Annotated in this window: 1 protein-coding gene, 3 tRNA genes and 2 rRNA genes; all 6 read right to left on the reverse strand. The window is 60.2% G+C overall.

Annotated elements, in window-relative coordinates; genetic code table 11:
- The coding region (locus tag HWX76_RS36365; protein WP_176017106.1) for a GTP-binding protein at window positions 1-560 on the reverse strand (560 nt) is incomplete at its 3' end.
- Between the two features lie 66 nt (window positions 561-626).
- A tRNA-Thr gene (locus HWX76_RS36370) sits at window positions 627-701 on the reverse strand.
- 22 nt (window positions 702-723) lie between these two features.
- Window positions 724-797 (reverse strand) — tRNA-Gly (locus HWX76_RS36375).
- A gap of 43 nt (window positions 798-840) precedes the next feature.
- Window positions 841-926, reverse strand: a tRNA-Tyr gene (locus HWX76_RS36380).
- Between the two features lie 1,755 nt (window positions 927-2,681).
- Window positions 2,682-2,794: ribosomal RNA gene (gene rrf / locus HWX76_RS36385) — 5S ribosomal RNA — on the reverse strand.
- Window positions 2,795-2,980: 186 nt separating this feature from the next.
- Window positions 2,981-3,184, reverse strand: a 23S ribosomal RNA gene (locus HWX76_RS36390); the annotation flags it as partial.

Below are 3,184 nucleotides of genomic sequence, written 5' to 3' on the forward strand. Positions count from 1 at the left end.
CCCAGCTCGCCCGTGTCGCCTTCCAGCGCCAGCTTTGCCGAACCCTTCACGATCGGCGTGTCGTCGCCCGGGAAGTCGTACTTCGACAGGAGCTCGCGAACTTCCATCTCGACCAGCTCGAGCAGTTCTGCGTCGTCCACCATGTCGCACTTGTTCAGGAACACGATGATGTACGGAACGCCAACCTGACGCGCCAGCAGGATGTGCTCACGCGTTTGCGGCATCGGGCCGTCTGCTGCCGAGCAAACCAGGATCGCGCCGTCCATCTGCGCTGCGCCCGTGATCATGTTCTTCACATAGTCAGCGTGGCCCGGGCAGTCGACGTGTGCGTAGTGGCGGTTAGCCGTTTCGTACTCGACGTGTGCCGTGTTGATCGTGATGCCGCGCGCCTTTTCTTCCGGTGCCGCGTCGATCTGGTCGTACGCCTTCGCTTCGCCGCCGAACTTCTTCGTCAGAACCGTCGTGATCGCTGCCGTCAGCGTCGTCTTGCCGTGGTCAACGTGACCAATCGTACCAACGTTCACGTGCGGCTTGGTCCGCTCAAATTTACCCTTGGCCATTTTCGACTCCCAGAAGGAATTTCACAGGTTGCGCCGCGCGCAAACAAGACACTGACTTTTTACTGCTGGTGCCCATGGGCAGGATCGAACTGCCGACCTCTCCCTTACCAAGGGAGTGCTCTACCACTGAGCCACATGGGCGCTACGCTTCAACTTAGCGGTCTGGAGCGGGTGAAGGGAATCGAACCCTCGTCGTAAGCTTGGAAGGCTTCTGCTCTACCATTGAGCTACACCCGCACGGGCCACTAACGATTCCTTGCCGCTCACTGCGCTGATATCTTGGTGGAGGAGGTTGGATTCGAACCAACGTAGGCGTAAGCCAACAGATTTACAGTCTGCCCCCTTTAGCCACTCGGGCACCCCTCCGTAGAGAACTGACGATTATGGGGGTGCATCGCACTCCTGTCAAGCATATCTGGAAGATTATTTTCACTCTCTTCCCGACTTCCGCTTCCCACCGATCCCCGCTCTCGCCTGGCTAAGGCAAGCGCGAGATGTTGCCGACCGGCGCCACATCTTCGTCAGACTCCGCCTTCAACGCCGATCTGCATCTGCGCTAAAAACGAAAGACCGCCATCATACGATCTCTTTCGCATAATGCCAAGCGGGTAGACACAAAATTTCGGCAAATTTCGTGCCGGGCGGGTTTGGTGAGCCGGCTGTGGTTGCTCGCGGGAGGGTTGGTGGTGCTTCCGGCGCGCAATCGCGGTCCGGCAGCCGGTGCCGCGGACCGCCTGGTGGTCATTTGCCGCGGGCGCCGTGTACGGGCGGGCGTCCTTCTCGCGGTTGCAGCGGGTCAGCCCCATCACCGAATTCGGCCACAGTCGTGTTCGACGGCCTCATGGGAACGCACGATACTCGTCTGGAGTCGCTCTCCCACACCGGCACAAGGCTCCATGCGCCCGCTTGCTCTGTAACGACATTCTTCGTGGTTGCAGCTGCCCCTGCCACGCTGCGGCAGGGGCCCGGCGCCACACGCGGCCGATCGGGAAGATCCGACTGCAGGCCTGGCTGATGGCTTCTCCGCGGAGCCCGGGAGGGATGCTCGGCGCCTGGGGCGCATCAGCAGTTGAAGACCGCACTCGAAGCCGAGTGCGCGGGTTGGGCGCCCATCGGGTAGCGCGCGCACAACGGATGAATCGGCACGCACTGGTCCGACGATGTCCCCGAGGATAAATCCTGGCGATTCTGCGGGCCCTGCGATGCTTACAGCCGCTACTCGGCGACGACGTGCGTGGAGGTCCAACCGTCCCCATAACCTTCCCGCCACCGCATCGATTGGTCCTCATGCTCGGCGGCCCTACGCCCCTTCGTGGAAGGCGCCTAACGCCACCGGCCGGCTTATCGCAGCGAATCTTTGCGTACAGTCGATATCGCTACTGCTCGTGCCGCGCCCGCCTCGCCCCTGGACACGAATATCCGCGCCGGATTCGACGCAGGCGCCTTCGCCGTACCTCACGCATCCGAAGTCGTTATAAAACCGATATATGGCGCCAGAGCGTCGACATCCAACGTGCGCTGTCCGGCAATGCTCAAGCTGACGCGCGATCATAGCTAGAACGCGGTACACGAGCTGACCTGCCGGAGGCTCTCAGTTCGGCGGTCCGAATACGATACGCGCCGAACGCGCGCCAAGCGTCGGCGCAGTCAGCACATAGCCCGCGCCGGCGGGGAAACAGCGAGTCCGCGTAGGCGGCGCAGCCTATTCGCTCATCGAGGAAATCTACGCGCTACTGGACGGTCAACGAGTGGGCGTCAGAAGAGACTGCGCCGGTTTTTGATCTCGTCCGGCCCGCTACGCACACGGCGCTGGCGGCCCCTCGGTCGGGTCTCTTTGATCAAAGATGGAGTAGACGAGGTGGCGGGCTGCAGGAAGCGGGTCGCGCAATCGCGCTCGTCGATATACGTTTGCGGGGAGCAAATTGCGGTTTTGATCGAAGATACGGTCGATAATCGGCGGAATCGCCGGAGATGGAAGCGGTTGGGGGAGTTTGATGCTGCAATGGTTTACGGCAGAGGAGCCCGGCGTACGTAGCCTCGGTCACGCCTCGCCACATGCTTTTTGGAATGCCGAAATGCAAAAACCCCCGCCTTTCGGACGGGGGTTTTTGGCTTGAGGGAGCCTGACGATTACCTACTTTCACACGGGAATCCGCACTATCATCGGCGTAGAGTCGTTTCACGGTCCTGTTCGGGATGGGAAGGGGTGGGACCGACTCGCTATGGTCATCAGGCAAAGGGGGTTGTCGCGTTGCTTCGCAGCGCGACCAATCCTGGAAGAAGCAGTAATTTAGGTGGGTTGTGAGGTTGTATCTCACACATACGCGGTAGTTCAACCGTCGTACGTCGAGTGCCTCGCACTCGACGCTCGATGTCCGTAAGCGCTGAAGCGCTAACGGGCATCGAGACAGACTTGTTATAGGATCAAGCCTTACGGGCAATTAGTATCAGTTAGCTGAACGCATTACTGCGCTTACACACCTGACCTATCAACGTCCTGGTCTCGAACGACCCTTCAAGGAGGTCTAGCCTCCAGGGATATCTCATCTTAAGGCGAGTTTCCCGCTTAGATGCTTTCAGCGGTTATCTCTTCCGAACATAGCTACCCGGCGATGCCACTGGCG

Source organism: Burkholderia sp. BCC0398, assembly GCF_902833245.1.
GTDB classification, from domain to species: Bacteria; Pseudomonadota; Gammaproteobacteria; order Burkholderiales; family Burkholderiaceae; genus Burkholderia; species Burkholderia sola.